This window comes from Candidatus Binatia bacterium (genome assembly GCA_036563615.1).
Lineage (GTDB): Bacteria > Desulfobacterota > Binatia > UBA12015 > UBA12015 > DATCMB01.
Map to the genome: position 1 here is coordinate 69,373 of DATCMB010000014.1, position 14,396 is coordinate 83,768.

Below are 14,396 nucleotides of genomic sequence, written 5' to 3' on the forward strand. Positions count from 1 at the left end.
TGCGGGCATGGCAGGCATTTCGGGCTCCGATGCTGCGGGTTCGAAAGCGGCGTGCCTGACGCCTGCCCGGGACTCTATTCACCGCGTCGCGCGGTGCTCAAGCTGAGTTTTCTTCGCGGGACTGCCTCACCTCGCACGGTTCTCTCACAGCGCGGCCTCGCACGGACGCCGGCGCGCCCGAAAGCGCCGCTACGTCGAACGCGCCGGTGGCCCGGAAGGAGATCGAGGGACGGTGGCGAGCGAGAGAGCCGGTCACAGCCCCGGGTCGCCCACCGCGTTCTCGCAGATCGTCTCGCCGGACCGCACGGCGCAGAACGTCAGGAGCGCACGCTTCCTCGCGAACGCCCCCTCCAGCGTACAGTACCCGACCTGGTCGTTGCCGAAGTACGCCACGGACGTCGTCGAACCCGGAGAGGGCGCGATGGGGCTGGCTACCGCGAGCACCGAACCGTTGCTGTCGTGGATCCTCAGCGCGAGGCCGGACAGCTGCTTTGGACCGGCGTTCAGCACGCGGCAGACGAAGTAGTCCGCTTGGCCCTTCTGCAGCGCCGGGGTGGTCTTGACCGCAGCACCTGCCGTCGACGCCAAGAAAAGGATTCCGACTGCTGGCGCAAACCCCAGAGGCTTTCTGACCATGCGCGGCTCCCAAGGGCCTTCTCTCCAAGGCCCGTCTGAGGCGGACGTGCCAGGTCCGTCGTTGCTCTCACGGATGCGTCGACGGAGTCAATGAAGTTCGTTCCATCCAGCAGATTTTTTTCGCTTGGAGCCAGAAGCCGATTGTCACTGGACGTGCGGGCGGATGGTGGCGCAGCGATGCGCGGGCTCGTCGCCCCGGTCGAAAGGAGGTCGGTCATGCTCCGTCTCGCACTGTCGATCGTCGGCTGCATCGCTTTCCTGGCGTTGCCTGTCCGAGGCACGGCCGCCGTGCTGACGAGCCCTCACGTCCTGCTCCGCGCCGGGAAATTCAGCAAATCGAAGGTGCGCGCAGCCGTCTCACTCGAAAGCTCGGCGCAATCGTTGCTCGTCGTGCCCGCCTACTAGAACGCACGCGAAGAGCGACGCGCGTCGCTGCCGGTAGCCGGCTGCGCAGCGCACCGGCTCGTCGCCGACGATCGAGCGCCGACATCCGCGTGGCTCGTGCCGCACGCGAATCTCCGAGCGTGGATTTCGCGTCACGCGGACGCGGTCGACATGCCCCCGCAACCGAGAAAGGATGCCGGTCATGCACGACCTCGAGAGCCGCCGCGCCGCATTCGCGCGCATGCACGAGTCCGGCTGCTTCGTGATTCCGAACCCCTGGGACGTCGGCAGCGCGCGCTACCTGCGTCACCTCGGCTTTCGTGCGCTCGCGACCACCAGCGCCGGCTTCCAGTTCACGCTCGGCCGCACCGACACCGTGTCGGGCTGCTCGCTCCAGGAGGTCCTCGCCCACGTCGCCGCCATCGTCACCGCGACCGACCTGCCGGTCAACGCCGACTTCCAAAACGGCTACGCGCACGAGCCCGAAGCCGTGGCGCGCAACGTCGCGGCGTGCGTCGATACCGGCGTCGCCGGTCTCTCGGTCGAGGACGCGACCGGCGAGGAAGATCGACCGCTCTACGATCTCACGCTCGCCGTCGAGCGCATCCGCGCGGCGCGCGCGGCGATCGACGCGAAGGGCGTGCGCGTCCTGCTGACGGCACGCGCCGAGAGCTTTCTCGTCGGACATCCACGGCCGCTGGACGACGCGATCCGGCGCCTGCAAGCGTACGCGGACGCCGGCGCCGACGTCCTGTTCGCACCGGGTCCGCGCACGCGCGAGGACATCGCCGCGATCGTGCGCGCGGTCGCGCCGAAGCCGGTCAACGTCCTCATGATGGCGAGCGTCGGCCTCACCGTCGGCGACCTCGCCGAGCTCGGGGTGCGGCGAATCAGCGTCGGCTCGGCGCTCGCGCGCACGGCGTGGGGCGCGTTCATCCGCGCGGCGAGCGAGATCGCGGAGCACGGGAGCTTCGAGGGGCTCGAGGGAGCGGTGCCGTTTCCCGAACTGAACGCGGTGTTTGAGGCTGGGCGCTGAACGTCGGCTCGTGGCGCATCGCCTCACGTCTGCGCGCAGCAGCTCTGCGGAGGCGACCCAAGCCGACGCGCTTCGCTCGGCGCTCACGGGATCGGCGGCGGCTTGCACTTGAACGCCCGCCCTCCGGTCACGTTGACGACCGTACCGGTCTCCCTGATGTTGCTGAAGAGCGACTCCCCTCCCGTCAGCGAGGGATGGGGAAGCGTCATCCGGACGATGAACACCCTGCCGGCTCCGACGATCGCGACCCACTGCACGTACAGCGTATCGCCGCTGACGTTCAGGCAAGCGGTACCGTTCGCCGCAAAGGGGACGCTCGTCGAGGCCTCGTATCCCGTGAGCGGGCGGCACGTCCCCTTGGGCGGTCGCCGGTAGCTCTTTGCCACGAAGAACTGCGCGCCGCCCTCGAAGCACATGTCGAGCGCCGACGCCTCTCCGGCGATGAGAATCGCCGCCACGACGATGGCCGCACGCTTGATGACGGACATGCTGGCCTCCTTTGGCCTTCAGCCATCACGCCGCCGGAGTTGCGTCAAGACAATTTGATTGACGACGACGATCGCACCCGTCGCCCCGAGACGACACCTGCGAACGAAAGCCGAAGCGCAGGAGCCGTCATGCGGCTCGCACACGGCGAACCGTGAGTGCTCCATGCAACGCTCTCTGGATCCTCGAGCTCGCTAGCGCGTCGCGGCCTTCGAGCGCTTCGACGTGCTCGCACGGTTGAGCGCGACGGCTTCGCGGACGAGCTCCTTGAACGCTGCCTCGTCGATCGGGTCGCCTTCGCGGATGTCGATCGCGCGGCGCACCTTCCCTTCGAGGCTCGCGTTGAAGAGACCGGCTGGATCCTTCAGCGATGCGCCCTTCGCGAAGGTGAGCTTGACGACGCTCTTGTAGGTCTCGCCGGTGCAGATGATCCCGTCGTGCGACCAGACGGGAACGCCCGGGCTCGTCGCCTTGGCCCACTTGAGCTCCTCCACCACGTCCGGGTCGGCCTCCTTGATGAGGGCGCGAATCCGGCTGAGCGTGGCGCCGCGCCAGTCGCCGAGCTCGGCGATGCGTTTCGAGACGAGCTCGGACGCCGACTGCGCCCCGGTCGTCGCCGCTTCCTTCATGCGCTGCTCCTCGCTCCTGCGACGGTCACGATGCCCCCGCGACATACGAGAGCACCCAGATCCTTACCCCTCGGATCGTGGCCGGGCGACGCGCGCCCGCCCCCGGCGCGCTCCGCCAACCGCCACCACACCCCGCCAACCTACTGAACTAGCGTCACTTTCAACAGTCAGTCTTGACTGTCTGTCTCCGCACCCGCTATCCGACCCGCACCGATGGGGGCGCCGCGGCGAAAGACTCGGGCCGAGCAGAGCGCCGCGACCCGCGCGCGCATCCTCGACGCCACGATCGACTGCCTGCGCGAGCTCGGCTACGCGCGCACCTCGACGCCCGAGATCGCGCGGCGCGCCCGCGTCTCGCGCGGTGGGCAGCTGCACCAGTTCCCGACCAAGGTCGAGCTCGTGACGAGCGCCGTCGAGCACCTGCTGGGACGGCGGCGCGCCGAGCTCATCGCGGCGTTCGAGAAGCTTCCCGAAGGCAGCGATCGCGTGACGGCCGCGATCGACCTGCTGTGGTCGCTCGTGCAGAGCCCGACCTTCGATGCGTGGCTCGAGCTCGTCGTCGCCGCGCGCACCGACGACGAGCTGCGACCGGCGGTGGCGTCGATGAACGAGCGGCTGCGCGACACGATGGAGGAGACCTTCCGCGCGCTCTTTCCGCCGCCGCAGGAGCCGAATCCGTTCTACGACGTCGCGCCGCGCTTCGCGGTCGCGCTGCTCGACGGCCTCGCGCTGCACCGCATCCTGGTGCGCGAGCCGGCGCGCATCACGGAAGTGCTCGACGCCCTCAAGCAGGTGGCCTTGCTGGTCATGCCGCAAGGCGCGCCCGACGCGCAGCGCCAACCCAGCTCGTCAAGCACACAGTGAGCAAGGTCGCCACCGACCGAACAGGAGTGTTCCGCATGCTTCTCCGCAACGTCGTCGGACTCGTGCTGACGTGTGGCCTCGCGCTGGCGGCGTCGGCGCATGCGACACGAGCGCAATCACTGCCGTCGCCGACCGTCCAGACGATGGAAGGGCCGGTCGTCGGGACGGTGACCGCCACCATCGCGACCTTCCTCGGGATTCCCTACGCCGAGCCGCCCGTCGGCGAGCTGCGCTGGCGACCGCCGCAGCCGCGCGCCCCGTGGACCGAGCCGCTCGACGCGACCAGGTTCGGCCCGCAGTGTCCGGCCCCCACGGCCACGAACGAGGACTGCCTCTTCCTCAACGTCTACGTGCCGACCAAGGCGCTGCGCGCGGCGCAGAACGGCGGCCGTCGCTACCCGGTCATGCTCTGGATCCACGGCGGCGCGTACTTCCTCGGCTCCGGAAGCCAGTTCGATCCGACCAAGATGGTGACGCAGGGCGACGTCATCGTCGTCACCATCAACTACAGACTCGGCGCGCTCGGCTTTCTCGCCCACCCCGCGCTGAGCGCCGAATCTCCGTACGGCGGCTCGGGCAACTACGGGATCATGGACCAGCAGCTCGCGCTTCAGTGGGTGCAGCGCAACATCGCCGCCTTCGGCGGCAACCCGCGGCGGGTGACGATCTTCGGCGAGTCGGCGGGCGGCAACAGCGTCTTCACGCACCTCGTCTCGCCGACCGCGAAGGGGCTCTTCCAGCGCGCGATCAGCCAGAGCGGCACGTCCGAGCAGCGTCTGCCGACGCTCGCCGAGGCGGAAGCCATGGGTCAGGCGTTCGCCAGCGCGGTCGGGTGCACGGACCAGACGGCGGAGTGCCTGCGCGCCGTGCCGGTCGAGACCCTGGTCGAACACCAAAGCCTGCTCGGCAATCCCGCGCTCATCGGGATCGCCGCGACGCCCAACGTCGACGGCCACGTCCTGCCGAGCTCGATCGACGCCGCGCTCGCGAGCGGCAAGTTCCACCGCGTGCCGGTGATGAACGGCACGACGCGCGACGAGATGCGGCTCTACATCGCGCTCTACGTCAATCGAGAAATCGGTCCGCTGACGCCGGAGCTTCTGCCGGTGCTCACCAGCGTGTTCTTCGGCCCGCGCACGCCCGAGGTGCTGGCTGCGTACCCCACGAGCGATTACCCGAGCCTCGACCTCTGCTACACGGCGTTCCTGACGGACTACATCTTTGCGTGTCCCGCGTTCGAAGCCGACCTCGCCATGGCGAAGCGCACGCGGGTCTACGCGTACGAGTTCGCCGACGAGAACGCGTTCACCCTCGGCTTCCCGCCCGCGACCTTCCCCTACGGCGCGTCGCACGGCTTCGAGCTGCCGTACCTCTTCGACTACGCGGGCTACGACCCGATGTTCACGCCGGAGCAGGAAGCGCTTTCCGACGACATGATTCGCGCCTGGACGAACTTCGCGAAGTACGGCGAGCCGGGCGGAGGGTGGCGTCCGCTCAGGCGCTCGGGCGACGGCTGGCTTGCGTCACTCGTGCCGCCCGGGCGCGTGTATCGGCCGATGTCGGAGTTCGACGCGTTTCACAAGTGCTGGTTCTGGAAGGATTTCGCTGGCGGATGAGCGGGAGATGTGCTTGACGCGACCGCCTCGCCGTGAATGACGTGTTGCTGTAGGCTCCAGGATGGCTGGCACGTCGTCGACGTCGCAGCCGCGGAGGCGTCGTGATGGAGTCCTGGATCGCCTTGCCTGACCACGAGCTCACACCGGCGGGTCCGCTGAGCGCAGCGTTTCTCGCGCTCGGCATCCGCGACCTCCGCACCGCCGGTCGACACCTGCACGCCCTCCCCTACGGCCGCACGGCCGACCGCGGCGACTTCGCCGCCGTGCTCCGCGAGAGCAAGGGAACGTGCAGCACCAAGCACGCCCTGCTCGCCGCGCTCGCGCGCGAGCAGGGCATCGCCCTCTCGCTCATGCTCGGCATCTACGCGATGCGCGAGGCGAACACGCCGGGTGTCGGAGCGGTGCTCGAGAAGCACGGACTCCCGTGGCTTCCGGAGGCGCACTGCTACTTGACGTACGCCGGACGTCGGATCGACGTCACGCGCTCCGGCGTCGAGCCGGCGGAGCCGATCCGTGAGCTCCTGCACGAGGAAGCGATTACTCCCGAGCAGATCGGCGAGTACAAGCTCGCGTTCCATCAGCGCTACCTCCGGCAGTGGATGAGCGAGCACCCCGAGATCGTCGGCGAGCGGAGCTTCGAGGACCTGTGGCGGGCGCGCGAGGAGTGCATCGCCGCGCTGGCGCAGTGAGCCGCACGTCCATCGAAGAGGCCGAGGACGCTCGCGCCTAGCCCGCCCCGTCACTCCCCGAGGACGCGCACCTCCGCCGAGAACGTCCCCGGCAGCTCGCTGTTCGGCGGCACCACGCCCTCGGGAAACGGCGGAACCGAGTGAAACTCGAGGTACGTCGGCGGTTCGCGGAACGACGCGAAGAAGACGTTCGAGTACGTGCCGTCGCCGAGCGAGAACTGCAGCCCGTTCTCGTCGAGCTGCGGCGTGTGGGCCGCGCCGCTCTGGCGCAGGAGGTTGTCGCCGGCAAACGGAGCGCCGTTCGCGGGATCGACGTTGCCGGGGATGGCTTGGCCGGCGGGATAGAGACCCGTGATGCGCACGCCGTTGCGCTGCCCCTCGATGCTCTCGATCGCGTACCAGCCATCGCCGTCGGGATCGCGATCCGTGCGCAACACGCCGCGCGCCGTGATCGGGGCGCCGTCCGGGCCGACGCCGGTGTATCGCCACGTCCACGTCAGCGAGCCCCGCGTCGTGGAGCCGTCGTCGCAAGCACAAAGAGCCAAGTAGGCGAGCACGACGACGGCGATGGACGGCGGGCCGCGCAGCCTCATGCGATCACGTGTCTCGTGATCCGCTCGGCGTTGCAACTCGCGACCCGGATCGAGCGAAAACGGAAAGACCGCGTGGCGACGGCTGCTCGGCGAAGGCGGGCAGGTTCCGCTACCGCAACCGCTCGAGCCAGCTCGCGGCGCCGGCGTGCGCCGCCGACGCGCACGGCCTGCGCGCGATTCGCTTGACGGATCGGCGTCCGCGCGCGCCGCGCATCGACGTCGTCCTGCAGGCGCGCGGCGCGGCGCTCGAGATGCCCGCGGGCCCGCTGCGGGTGACGGTCGTCCTCGGCCACGAGCGCCTCGCAGGTCCAGCCGGCCGCTGCGCGGTCGCGACCTTCGCCGCCGAGCGCTGCGCCGCCGGCGGCGCCGGCAGCCGCTTCGTGTGTCGCTGATCCGCCGCCGTCAGACCAGCGTCACCGGTTGTGGCAGTACGCGCAGTTTCCGACTCCCCCGAAGTCCGTGAACGGCGGATCGTTCGTCGGGTCGTCGTCCGCATAGAGCGCCGCGCGCGCGGGCGCCTCGGCCGCGAGGCGCCGCACGTTGGCGAGGAACGCGGGGGTCCAGCCGTTGCTCTCGCCGAGATTCGCCGCGAGCTCGTAGTTGCGCACCGCGTCCGCGACGCGGCCGGCCTTGGTGTAGAGGTCGCCGAACAGCGCGAACGACCCTTCGAGGTTGTGCGGGGCGAGGCCGTCGTTGAAGCAGATCTCGGGCTGCGTGCCGCACTCGCCGGCGACGGTCGGGAAGACGACGTCGAGCAGGTGCAGGATCGTCGCGTAGCCCTCGCTGTCGGGCGGCGCGATGGGGCCGAAGCCGAAGGGAATGAAGCCGTTGAACAGCGCGTCGGCCTCGGCCGCTTCGTTCATCAGGCGACGGCCACGCTCCTCGACGTCCGCCTCGCCGAACGCGACGCCCTTCTTGTAGATCACCGCGCCGATGAAGCCGGGCACGCGGCCGTCGCCGGTGCCGTCCCAGAGAAGCGGCAGCGCGCGCTCGTGCGCGGCCGCGCCGGCGAGGATCTCGCGCTTGCCCGCGGCCGTCGGGTTGCGGGGGTCGGGCGTCACGCGCTCGAAGCGGTAGAGGCGCAGCATCCCGGTGAGGAACAGCGAGCGACCGTCGCGCGGGTTGCTCGACGCCGCGCGGGCGAGCGCGCGCAGCGCGCGGTCGCTGTCGCGCTCGTCGCCGAGGAGCACGTCCCAGAACGCTTGCTCGCCGTCCGCGGCCACGCGGCTCGCGCGCGGGCTCACGACCTCCTCGGCGTCGTTGCGCGAGAAGCGGTGGAAGCGCACGAAGAGCTGGCGGTCGTCGATCGCGAAGCGGACGTGCACGAAGCCGACCGGTCCCGAGATCGGCGTGTAGCCGGGCGAGCGCGCCTCGATCGTGAGTCCGTCGCGGCCGTAGGCGATGCGACGGATGCCGGCGGCCGTGCCGTCGGGGTCGTCGTAGACGTAGCCGCTCGGCGTCGCTTGCCAGCGCGCGCACGGCAGCTCGACCTCGGGGGCGCCGGTGAAGCGGTAGTCGACGTACGCCGAGATGCGCACGCGGGTCACCGCGGGGCAGCGCGGGTCGCGGACGTCGCGCAGCGCGCGATCCGCGCCGACGCGGATGCGCGCGCTGCCGCCGCCGTCGGGCGCCGCGGTGAGCCGCACCTCCTTGTCGCGCTGCAGCAGCTCGAAGCCGTGCGCGGGCGCACCCCACGTCCACGTCGCCGCGACCACGAGCACCGCCACGACCGCCTTCGTCCAGCTCGATCCGGCTTTCACGCGCACCGTTCTAACGTGCGCGGCGCCGTGGTCGAGCCGCCAGCGAAGATCGCCCGCGGCGACGTCGTCACGCGGGCGACGTGGACGACGCGCAGATCACTCGCTCGGCTGCGGCAGCGACGGCTTGCGCACGGAGCCGCGCTCCCGAGCCGGGCAGCCGAACGCCTCGAAGGTCGCCTTCGACATGTACTGCGAGCGCGGGAAGTACGGGCCCATGACCTCCTCTTCGGTGCCCGGCGTCGTGATCTTCTGCGGCGCCTGCTCCCAGCTCGGGTCCGCCGCCATGAAGCGCATGTACGCGACGTTCACCGCTTCGCGCGCGGCCGGGCCGTCGTAACCGTCGCCGTCGCCGATGTCGAGCCAGTAGAAGCCGCACTCCGGACGAGCGTTGCGCGGCTTCTTCGACCGCTTGCTGAGGACGATGTGGTAGTCGCCGTTCTCGTCGACCGGGATCTGCTCGTCCCACACGCAGTCGTAGCTCCATCCGATGACGGGAGACGACGCGGTGCACATCGACCAGTAGCGGACCTGGTACGACTCGGGCCAGAACTTGTTGTGCCGGTACGTGCGCGGCGTGACCGGCATCCGCGCCGTGATGTACAGCACGTCGCCGAAGTTCGCGGACGTGGCCGTGAACAGGTAGCGCGTGTCGGGATTCGCGGCGAGACCGCCGGCCTCGTTGGGCGGGAACGTCCGCGCACGCAGCTCCTGATCTTCGATGAAGAAGCCGGCGATGCTGTAGAGCGCGTTCCAGAAGCGCTCCCACCGCGGCGGGTTCTGCGCCGGGGCGTTGGCCGGGTCGGGTTGCTCCGCGATCAGCTGCTCCCACAAGTCCCGCGGGAAGGTCGCGTTCGCCGTCTGCTCCTTCGTGACCTGGAGGGTACGGCACATCTCCTCGCCGGTCTGCGTCGTGCCGTCGGCGAGCGTCAGCGTGACGCGCGGCAGGCCGACGCCGCCCGTGCCGTCGAGGTACTGGTCGGGGATGTAGTTGCGCATCGACAGGTGCACGAGCTCGTCGCGGTCCGCCGTCGGCGTGTAGACCGTGTTGGGCTCCTTGACGGCCGGCACCGGGCCCGGCAGCACGCGCACCGTGTAGCGGCGGTTCTTCGCGTCGCGTCGCGTCGTCCGCTGCGCCGGATTGACGCTCCCGGGATCGGGGATGATGAACTCGTCGCGCAGGAAGTCGCCGCCGCCGAGCCCGCCGCCCGCGAGGTTGTTCGCGATGGTGAACGAGAAGTAGCGCTCGTACGGCGCGTCGCCCTGGATCGTCAAGTATGCGCCTTCGGGCAGCTTGAACTGCGCGACGAAGTACGTCGAGCCGACGTCCGGGTAGAGGTTCGGGATCTGGATCGGCTGCGGGTTCGGCAGCCGCGCGTAGTCCATGCCGCGCGGACCGCCCCAGAAGCAGTCGTGGTCGAACTGCTTGTCGGTCCAGGCGGCGATCCTCTTCGGGAAGAACGTCGGATCGGCGTGGACGGTCGCAGTCGACGCGACGAGGGCGACGGCTGCGACGCTCGCGCGGGTGAGCACGGTGGCAGCGCTGCGCCGGCGGTGCTTGCTGAGCATGGGCACGGTTCCTCCGTCGTGATGGTCCGCGGTTCTCCCTGCAGAACCACCGGCCCCGTTAGCGCGATTCGCGCGACGAGGGGCGCCATTCTTGGTGACCGACGACGCCAAGACGCGCCCCACGAGCGCCATGACCCGTCGCGCACGCGATCGACGAGCCGTCCAGACCGCGGACGGCGTCACCGCCCTACCCTCCGGGATCTTCAGCCGGATGCTCGCCGCGCACCGCGCCGGGCGCCTGCCCGGTCCAGCGCTTGGTCGCGCGGATCAAGGCGCGCGCGCCCGACAGGCCGACCGCGTGCGCCGTGCGCTCGAGCGTCGCCCCCTCGGCGAGCAGCTCGAGCGCCACGTCGCGACGCACCGAGTCGAGCACGTCGCTGAAGCGCGCGCCCTCCTCGCCGAGCCGCCGCTGCAGGGTGCGCACGCTGACGTGCAGCTCGCTCGCGATGGTCGCGATGTCGCACGTGCGGCAGCGGCGCCCGTCGCGCAGGCGAGCGCGCACCTCCGCCGTCATCGACGGCGTGCCGAGCCGCTCCGCGAGCGCCGCGACGTCGGCCTCGAGCGTCCGCATCATGCCCGGGCTGTGGTGCGGCGACGGCAGCGTGATCACGTCGTACGGCACCACCAGCGCGTTGTCGCGCGCGGCGAACTCGACGCGGCACCCGAATGCCTCCTCGTGCGCCGCGCGCCCGCACGTCGGCGCGGCGTGCTCGAAGCGGACCGCGTCGAGGCGCCAGGCGTCGCCGAGCACGAACGCGCCGAAGCGCGCGAGCAGCCCCGCCTGGAACTCGATCTCGTGGCGCGTGACCGGCAGGTCGCCGTCGACGCGCGTCAGCACGAGCGCGACGCCGTCGCCCAGAGGCCTGACCGAGAGGACGTTGGCGTGCGTCAGCGTGCGCTGGTAGCGCGCCGCGCGCTCGAAGCCGTCGAGCAGCGTCGGGCTCACCATCACGAGGTGCACGAGCAGGTTGTTGAGCCCGATCGGCATGCGCATCGCGGCGTGCAGCCCGAGCAGCGGGTCGCGCGACACGCGCGCCGCCTCGCGCCAGACGAGCCCCGCGGCGTCGCGCGGCACCCGCGCGTCGGGATCGTCGAGCTCCGCGTAGGCGAGGCCGCAGCGCTGGCAGATCGCGCGCACGTCGAGCCCGCACGCATCGAGCCCGCGGAGCACGTACTGCGTCCATGCTCCGGCGAGGGTCAGATCCTTGCGCATCCGCTGGCTCCCCGGGCTGCCACGGCGCGCCAGCTACTGCACGGCCGGATGGGACACAACCGCGCGACCGATCGGCGAGAACGCGGCGAGGAGCGCGGCGAGGCGCGACGAGCGCGCGCGTTCGCACGACGCGCGGAGGATCGGACGTCGCGCCTACCCGGCCGCTCCGTCCTGCGCGGGCATGGCGGCACGACGCGAGCGCGCGTGACGCTTCCCTAGATCCCCCACGCCGCGCGCATCTCGGGCGTCGCCGCGCGCGGCCCGGGGTCGCTCTTCGGCGCCAGCGCGGCGTCGCCGACCCAGCGCTCGTCGATCGGCTCGGCGGCCGGCTGGAAGCGGACGTCGCAGCTCAGACGGTGGCGGTCGGTGACGTTGACGAACGAGGCGTGCAGCAGCTGCATGCCGAAGATCAGCACGTCGCCGGGCGCGAAGGTCGTGGTCGCCCAGCGCGCGCCGAAGCGCTCCGAGAGCTCGAGCGGCTCGGTCGTCAGCCAGCCGCCGTAGCCGTCGCGCTCGTTGTCGGAGCGCCCGTACGTCTCGCGGACGCGCGCGAGCTCCGGTGAGCGGTGCGAGCCGACGCAGAGCGTGATCGCGCCGAGCTCCGGCCCGACCTCGCCGAACGGCGTCCAGCAGGTCAGCAGACGCTGCGAGCCGCGGCCCATGTACACGGCGTCGACGTGCACGCCGGTGAACTCGCCGGGCGGCGTCGCACGCAGCCACTTGTAGTCGAACGAGCGCGCGGGTCCGTCGAACAGCTCCGCGAAGAGCGCCATCAAGCGCGGTCCTTCGAGGATCGGCTGCACCGCGGGATGGTGCGTGATCTCGCGCCGGCCCTTCATGTTGGGCGGCGCGACCGACGCGGCGGCGACCGCCTCCTCCGGCGGCGTGCCGGGCGCGAGAGCGCCCGCCGCGGCGAGGTGATCGACGATCGCCCTGCGCGCTCGCAGCACCTCCTCGCGCGGGTGGAAGCCGCGCAGCAGGAGGTAGCCGTCCTCCTCGAGACGCTCGCGCAGCGCGCGCGCGTCGCCGAGCAGCGCGCTCGCGTCGCGCAGCTCGAGCGCGACGCGGGGATCCGCGGAATCGATCTCCTGCGAGCCGAGGCGGAGGATCATCGCGCCTCCTTCTCGAGCTCGTCGAGCGAGCGCAGCAGCCGCCAGACGTCGCGCGCGCCGAGCGGCACCATCACCAGCGCGAGCACGAAGAACGCGCCGAGCCCGAGCGCGTAGACCCACGTCCATAACGAGATCCAGGATTCGAGGCTCATCGCTCCCGACCCGTAGCACGCTCGCGGTCGGGCATCGCGAGCGAGAAGACGACGAAGAGGATCGCGCAGAACACGTACGACGCGAGCCCGATCACCTCGCCGGGAACGTCGACGCCGGTCCAGCGGCCGAGCGCGTCGCGGAACAGCCCGACCACCGCGACGAGTCCGCCGAGCAGCGCCGCGAGCGCGCCCGCCGACGACGCGCGCGACCAGTAGAGCCCGCCGATCAGCACCACGGTGGCGCCGCTCATGTAGATCGTTCCGGTGACGGCCATGTAGGTCCAGACGCTCTCCGGCAGCTCGTACCACACGCCCCACACCAGCAAGAACACGCCGATCGCGACCACGCCGAGGCGCGTCAGCCGGATCTGCGTCGCTTGGTCGACCTTCTTGCGTGCGAGCGGCACGTAGACGTCGCGCGTCAGCACCGACGCCCAGCAGAGCAGGTAGCTGTCGTGCGTCGACATGAACGCGGCGAGCGCGCCCGCCGCGACCAGACCGAGCGCGCCGCTCGGCACGACGCGGCTCAGGAAGAACGGCATCGCCTGCTCCGCGTTCGCCGCGTCGCCCGCGAGGCCGTTCGGGAAGAAGTGCGCCTGCAGGTCCGGCGCCTGCGCGACGAGACAGAACATCGCGACCGCGAACAGGGACGGCACGGCGAGCCGCATGAACTGGCCGGGCGCCGCGAGCAGGAACGTCAAGCGCGCGACGCGCTCGCTGCGCGCGGTCAACGAGCGCGAGGCTTCGGGCGCCCAGCACACCGCCGCCGCCGCGAACACGACGGTGTTGAACACGACCCAGATCCAGCCGTAGCCGTCCTCGGCGACCGGATTGAACATCCGCGCGCCGCGCTCCGCGGCCATGGCGTGCACGATCCGCTCCCAGCCGAGCTGCGGGTGCCAGAGACACGCGACGACGCCGACGAGGAGCCCGAGCGTCAGCACGACGAACTGCAGGTAGTCCGTCACCAGCACGGAGATCATGCCGCCGAGCACGGTGTACGCGACCACGACGACGATCAGCAGCGACATGACGAGGTTGACGATCGTCTCGGCGCTCGGCGCGGTGAGCGACGCGCCGGTCAAGAACGTCACGAAGGTCGCGCCCATCTTCGGAAACAGACCCATGTTGAGGATGCCGGCGAGCGCGCCGATGAAGCCGCCGATGATGCGCGTGCGGCGGTCGAAGCGGCGCTCGAAGAACTCCGAGATCGTCAGCAGCTCGAGGCGCCGCAGCGGCCCGATCACGAAGCCCGTCACGCCGAGGAACAGGCTCACCAGGAAGCTGACCAGCGCCAGCGTGACGTAGGAGAAGCCGTAGGAGAACGCGTCGATCGACGCGTACATCAGGGTCACGAGGCCGAGCCCGGTGCCGACGTAGCTCGCGGCGTTGAGCGAGGTCCCCGCGGCGCGGCCGCCGACGACGTAGGCGGCGATCCCGCCCACGCGCCGGTTGGCGAGCACGCCCGCGAGCGTCGTGGCGACGAGGTAGACGACGACGATCGCGGCGTCGAGGGCGGCGAAGTTGGTGGGGGTGTCGATGCTCACGGGGCGACGACATTGCCTCGACGACCGCCCGCAGGGGAAGCGGCGAGAGGACCGGGCATCCCGAAGCGTGGGACGTGGCGCGCGGCGGGAGCGCTCGGCGCGGCATCGTGACG

General features: G+C 70.8%; 16 protein-coding genes. 6 read left to right on the forward strand and 10 right to left on the reverse strand.

Features of this window, described 5'->3' with window-relative positions; translation table 11 throughout:
• Positions 1-252: 252 nt before the first annotated feature.
• Complete coding sequence (locus tag VIS07_10830; GenBank protein ID HEY8515996.1) at positions 253-588, reverse strand: hypothetical protein; 336 nt, start codon at positions 586-588, stop codon at positions 253-255.
• Positions 589-852: 264 nt separating this feature from the next.
• Between VIS07_10830 and VIS07_10835 the strand changes: the two genes are divergently transcribed.
• Positions 853-1,041, forward strand: coding sequence for a hypothetical protein (locus VIS07_10835; GenBank protein ID HEY8515997.1), 189 nt, complete (start codon positions 853-855; stop codon positions 1,039-1,041).
• 181 nt (positions 1,042-1,222) lie between these two features.
• Entirely contained in the window at positions 1,223-2,056 is an 834-nt protein-coding gene (locus VIS07_10840) for an isocitrate lyase/phosphoenolpyruvate mutase family protein (GenBank protein HEY8515998.1), read from the forward strand.
• Positions 2,057-2,139: 83 nt separating this feature from the next.
• Here VIS07_10840 and VIS07_10845 read toward each other — a convergent pair whose 3' ends face one another.
• On the reverse strand, positions 2,140-2,544 hold the full coding sequence (locus tag VIS07_10845) for a hypothetical protein (protein ID HEY8515999.1): 405 nt from the start codon (positions 2,542-2,544) through the stop codon (positions 2,140-2,142).
• A gap of 192 nt (positions 2,545-2,736) precedes the next feature.
• The gene (locus VIS07_10850; GenBank protein ID HEY8516000.1) at positions 2,737-3,171 is read right to left on the reverse strand and encodes a DUF1801 domain-containing protein; all 435 of its coding nucleotides are present in this window, start codon (positions 3,169-3,171) and stop codon (positions 2,737-2,739) included.
• A 213-nt stretch (positions 3,172-3,384) separates the two neighbouring features.
• Between VIS07_10850 and VIS07_10855 the strand changes: the two genes are divergently transcribed.
• The 3 genes from VIS07_10855 to VIS07_10865 all read left to right on the forward strand — a co-directional run bounded on the left by VIS07_10855 (position 3,385) and on the right by VIS07_10865 (position 6,340).
• Entirely contained in the window at positions 3,385-4,035 is a 651-nt protein-coding gene (locus VIS07_10855) for a TetR/AcrR family transcriptional regulator (GenBank protein HEY8516001.1), read from the forward strand.
• Between the two features lie 35 nt (positions 4,036-4,070).
• Entirely contained in the window at positions 4,071-5,651 is a 1,581-nt protein-coding gene (locus tag VIS07_10860) for a carboxylesterase/lipase family protein (protein HEY8516002.1), read from the forward strand.
• Between the two features lie 104 nt (positions 5,652-5,755).
• A complete protein-coding gene (locus VIS07_10865) occupies positions 5,756-6,340 on the forward strand; it encodes a hypothetical protein (GenBank protein HEY8516003.1) in 585 nt (194 codons plus the stop codon).
• Positions 6,341-6,390: 50 nt separating this feature from the next.
• Here VIS07_10865 and VIS07_10870 read toward each other — a convergent pair whose 3' ends face one another.
• Entirely contained in the window at positions 6,391-6,933 is a 543-nt protein-coding gene (locus VIS07_10870; GenBank protein HEY8516004.1) for a PEP-CTERM sorting domain-containing protein, read from the reverse strand.
• A 182-nt stretch (positions 6,934-7,115) separates the two neighbouring features.
• Between VIS07_10870 and VIS07_10875 the strand changes: the two genes are divergently transcribed.
• Positions 7,116-7,325, forward strand: coding sequence for a hypothetical protein (locus tag VIS07_10875; GenBank protein ID HEY8516005.1), 210 nt, complete (start codon positions 7,116-7,118; stop codon positions 7,323-7,325).
• Between the two features lie 21 nt (positions 7,326-7,346).
• Here VIS07_10875 and VIS07_10880 read toward each other — a convergent pair whose 3' ends face one another.
• The 6 genes from VIS07_10880 to VIS07_10905 all read right to left on the reverse strand — a co-directional run bounded on the left by VIS07_10880 (position 7,347) and on the right by VIS07_10905 (position 14,283).
• Positions 7,347-8,693: a hypothetical protein gene (locus VIS07_10880; protein HEY8516006.1), complete on the reverse strand. Its 1,347-nt coding sequence runs from the start codon at positions 8,691-8,693 to the stop codon at positions 7,347-7,349.
• Between the two features lie 96 nt (positions 8,694-8,789).
• Entirely contained in the window at positions 8,790-10,259 is a 1,470-nt protein-coding gene (locus VIS07_10885; GenBank protein HEY8516007.1) for a hypothetical protein, read from the reverse strand.
• A gap of 187 nt (positions 10,260-10,446) precedes the next feature.
• Positions 10,447-11,472, reverse strand: coding sequence for an AraC family transcriptional regulator ligand-binding domain-containing protein (locus VIS07_10890; protein ID HEY8516008.1), 1,026 nt, complete (start codon positions 11,470-11,472; stop codon positions 10,447-10,449).
• 215 nt (positions 11,473-11,687) lie between these two features.
• Complete coding sequence (locus VIS07_10895) at positions 11,688-12,584, reverse strand: phytanoyl-CoA dioxygenase family protein (protein ID HEY8516009.1); 897 nt, start codon at positions 12,582-12,584, stop codon at positions 11,688-11,690.
• Entirely contained in the window at positions 12,581-12,736 is a 156-nt protein-coding gene (locus VIS07_10900) for a hypothetical protein (protein HEY8516010.1), read from the reverse strand. Before VIS07_10900 ends, VIS07_10895 begins: the two co-directional genes overlap by 4 nt.
• On the reverse strand, positions 12,733-14,283 hold the full coding sequence (locus VIS07_10905; GenBank protein ID HEY8516011.1) for a sodium:solute symporter family protein: 1,551 nt from the start codon (positions 14,281-14,283) through the stop codon (positions 12,733-12,735). Before VIS07_10905 ends, VIS07_10900 begins: the two co-directional genes overlap by 4 nt.
• Positions 14,284-14,396 lie beyond the last annotated feature (113 nt).

Excerpts from the sequence above, each read along its gene's own strand:
- VIS07_10835 (HEY8515997.1), top strand. The coding sequence starts at position 853 with ATGCTCCGTCTCGCACTGTCGATCGTCGGCTGCATCGCTTTCCTGGCG.
- VIS07_10840 (HEY8515998.1), top strand. The coding sequence starts at position 1,223 with ATGCACGACCTCGAGAGCCGCCGCGCCGCATTCGCGCGCATGCACGAG.
- VIS07_10845 (HEY8515999.1), bottom strand. The coding sequence starts at position 2,544 with ATGTCCGTCATCAAGCGTGCGGCCATCGTCGTGGCGGCGATTCTCATC.
- VIS07_10850 (HEY8516000.1), bottom strand. The coding sequence starts at position 3,171 with ATGAAGGAAGCGGCGACGACCGGGGCGCAGTCGGCGTCCGAGCTCGTC.
- VIS07_10855 (HEY8516001.1), top strand. The coding sequence starts at position 3,385 with ATGGGGGCGCCGCGGCGAAAGACTCGGGCCGAGCAGAGCGCCGCGACC.
- VIS07_10860 (HEY8516002.1), top strand. The coding sequence starts at position 4,071 with ATGCTTCTCCGCAACGTCGTCGGACTCGTGCTGACGTGTGGCCTCGCG.
- VIS07_10865 (HEY8516003.1), top strand. The coding sequence starts at position 5,756 with ATGGAGTCCTGGATCGCCTTGCCTGACCACGAGCTCACACCGGCGGGT.
- VIS07_10870 (HEY8516004.1), bottom strand. The coding sequence starts at position 6,933 with ATGAGGCTGCGCGGCCCGCCGTCCATCGCCGTCGTCGTGCTCGCCTAC.
- VIS07_10885 (HEY8516007.1), bottom strand. The coding sequence starts at position 10,259 with ATGCTCAGCAAGCACCGCCGGCGCAGCGCTGCCACCGTGCTCACCCGC.
- VIS07_10890 (HEY8516008.1), bottom strand. The coding sequence starts at position 11,472 with ATGCGCAAGGATCTGACCCTCGCCGGAGCATGGACGCAGTACGTGCTC.
- VIS07_10895 (HEY8516009.1), bottom strand. The coding sequence starts at position 12,584 with ATGATCCTCCGCCTCGGCTCGCAGGAGATCGATTCCGCGGATCCCCGC.
- VIS07_10900 (HEY8516010.1), bottom strand. The coding sequence starts at position 12,736 with ATGAGCCTCGAATCCTGGATCTCGTTATGGACGTGGGTCTACGCGCTC.